The organism is Petralouisia muris (assembly GCF_004793545.1).
Classification (GTDB): Bacteria; Bacillota; Clostridia; order Lachnospirales; family Lachnospiraceae; genus Petralouisia; species Petralouisia muris.
This window is the reverse complement of the sequence record NZ_SRYA01000178.1, coordinates 1-2725: the sequence shown is the minus strand read 5'-3', so window position 1 is coordinate 2725 and position 2725 is coordinate 1. Positions and strand designations below refer to the sequence as shown.

At 46.3% G+C, this 2725-nt stretch carries 3 protein-coding genes; all 3 read right to left on the bottom strand.

Annotation, left to right across the window (positions count from 1 at the left end):
• Positions 1-50 precede the first annotated feature (50 nt).
• Positions 51-1655: an IS66 family transposase gene (gene tnpC, locus E5329_RS28835; protein WP_330572433.1), complete on the bottom strand. Its 1605-nt coding sequence runs from the start codon at positions 1653-1655 to the stop codon at positions 51-53.
• A gap of 277 nt (positions 1656-1932) precedes the next feature.
• Positions 1933-2292, bottom strand: a complete 360-nt coding sequence (gene tnpB, locus E5329_RS28830; RefSeq protein WP_135992539.1) for an IS66 family insertion sequence element accessory protein TnpB — start codon at positions 2290-2292, stop codon at positions 1933-1935.
• Positions 2282-2626, bottom strand: coding sequence for an IS66 family insertion sequence element accessory protein TnpA (gene tnpA, locus E5329_RS28825; protein ID WP_135992538.1), 345 nt, complete (start codon positions 2624-2626; stop codon positions 2282-2284). The genes tnpB and tnpA overlap by 11 nt, the downstream gene beginning before the upstream one ends.
• Positions 2627-2725: the final 99 nt, after the last annotated feature.

Sequence of the window (2725 nt, the reverse complement as noted above, 5' to 3'; positions counted from 1 at the left end):
ATACAAAACTGGAGCAAACCTGTATGATAGTAACAGATTTGCTCCAGTTTTTATTTCACTTCATATTTATTGGATTTCCGACATTGCTCTGGCAGGTTTGGAGACCATGGGAGCAGGTCATCCAGAAAATCTCGGTTTGTGTCGTCTTCGTGTTTCGGTATCTCAGTCAGGAGATACTCCACGTATTCATAGACTTTCAGATCGTTTGCCTTTGCAGTTTCGGTAATGCTGTAGATAATGGCGCTGGATCTGGCTCCGCGGATGGTGTCGATCAGCTTCCAGTTGTGCCTTCCGATACAAAAACCACGCAGTGTGGATTCTGTCGCATTGTTGTCCAGGGGGACTTCACCGTCTTCCAGAAATACGCGCAGATATCTTTCCTGATTCACGGAATAGCTAAAAGCTTTTCCTGTCTGGGATTTTGGCAGAACTTCATTCTGGTGTTTTTTTACCCACACAAAATAAGCGTCAACCAGGGGTTTTAGTTTCAGCTGCCTCCTGTGCTGCCGTTGTGCTGGTGTAAGCTCTGCCAGATCATTGTCCAGTTTATAGATCGCCCCGATCTGCTTTAGGGCATCATAGGCAAGCGTACCTTTACGCTCTTTTTCATCCTTTATGGCTTTCAGTGCATCTGCATATTTACGCCTCGCATGTGCCCAGCAGCCAGCAATCGTCAGGCCGGGGGTTTTTTCTTCTAGGGAATGGTATGCCTGGTAACCGTCTGTAACGCATACTCCCTGAAAACCTTTCAGAAACTCCTCCGGATGGTCCTCCTTCCTGTCTTTCTGGCATTCATACAGGACGATGGCTTCTTCATAAGATTTCCCGGTGCGGTAAATCCACATATAACTCTTTGATCCGGCAGTCCTCCCGTCTTTTGAAACTTCGACAGTGGTCTCATCTGCCTGCAGCACATGATACTGGTACAGAAGCTTATGCAGATAGTCATACAGGACTGCAAGATAGCGGTCAGCACACTCGATCGTCCAGTTCGCCATGTTCTGGCGGTTCAGGTTCACATCGTTACGTTTGAACTCCTGCTCCATGCGGTAAAGCGGAAGGGAGTTGACATATTTTCCATTGATGATGGCAGCTTCCAGGGAAGGAGTGACAATGCTGCCCCGCAGCAGATCCTTTGGACGCTGTGCCTTTACGATGGTTTCATCATCCATACCGGCATAAACGGCTACATGATGTTCTTTTACTTCAAAAGAAGCCGGATGGAATTCCAGTCTTTTATACACTTCATCCGGAAGACGCTTATATCTTCCATCCGGAAATGCTTCTTTCAGTTCTTCTTCTGACATTTCATGTTTTATGACCGTTACAGGCATTCCTTTTAAGTCGTCTTCACGTTTCCCTTTCCGCTTCTTTTTCCTGTGAATGACAACTTCCTCAAATTCCGGTTCTTCTGCCTGTGTGCCCGGTTCGCCGGCTGTGGCTTCCGGTTCGTTAAAGAACAGGCTCATCTGCCCGTCGATCACATTCATTTTTTCAGAACGCCGTCCGAAACGCTGTCCGCGCAGAATGGCCATCTGTTCCAGGATCAGTTCCTGGTTCTGGGTCATCTGGGCAATATTTTCCTGCAGCGAGAGTATGATCCCGATGAGTTCATCCCTGTCGGTATTATTCAGTTCATCTGCTGTATAGATCATCTTTTCCATACCAGCATTATAGCATACACAGGATATTTCTGCTGAAAATTTTTTGTCCGGTTTCGTCAAAATGACGACAGACTATGCTGTCAAAAAAGATGCTTTACAGTTATAGAATTATTTTTTCCAGTTTTCATGGAAAAAATATGCAGAACTGTTTTTAAAAGCAGCACAGGACGTTCATGTACGCCTTTTTTGCTGCCGGGGCATGGGAATGTACCGCCAGAAACGGGCAGGAAAATTTCTATGTTTTGCACAAAACCTGTCATCATGCCTATCAGCATGTTCTTTTCGGTGCGACCTCCTGTATCCTTTTTTTCTGCTCCACGGCAAGCCCCTGCATCAGCCATGTGAATTGTTCCGGCGTGATCTCACGGGCTTCTGACGCCGTCCTTGGCCACTGGAAACGCCCCGCTTCCAGTCTTTTATAAACAAGCACAAAGCCATCACCCTCCCACAAAAGTCCTTTAATGCGGTCTGTCCGCCTTCCACAGAATAAAAAGAGACAGCCTTTTTGAAACGGATCCAGCGAAAAATGATCCTGTACAACCCTGGCCAGGCCGTCTATTCCATAACGGAGATCTGTATAGCCATATGCCAGGTAAATCCGGCTGTATCGTTTTACATTACCAAGCATTGGCCAGCGCCTCCATAACTTTTGCAATAAAACCTGCCGAAGCAGATTCGGTTACTTCTATAGTAACATTTCCTTTTCGGATAACTGCTGCGGCTGGTTCAAAGACCTGTTCCCGGCAGATGTCTGTTGGAAGTTCCACAGAAGGCGATACCTGCTGCCTGCGTTCCTTCTCTTTCACTGCATCCTGGCGGAGTCTTCTCAGCCAGTAATAATACCGGGACTCTTTGATATCCCTGTCATGACACCATTCCCTGACGGTCATACCGCTTTCCATGCGTTCCTTTATGAGCATGGCCCAGCGCTCTGCGGTTACATCGTGTTTTAAATCTGACATTAACAGCACCTCACTTTCAAAACTGGTATGAATTTTCAAAGCTATGTACATGAACTATGAAAAGTGATATTAGTGAAATAAAGACTGGAGCAAATCTGT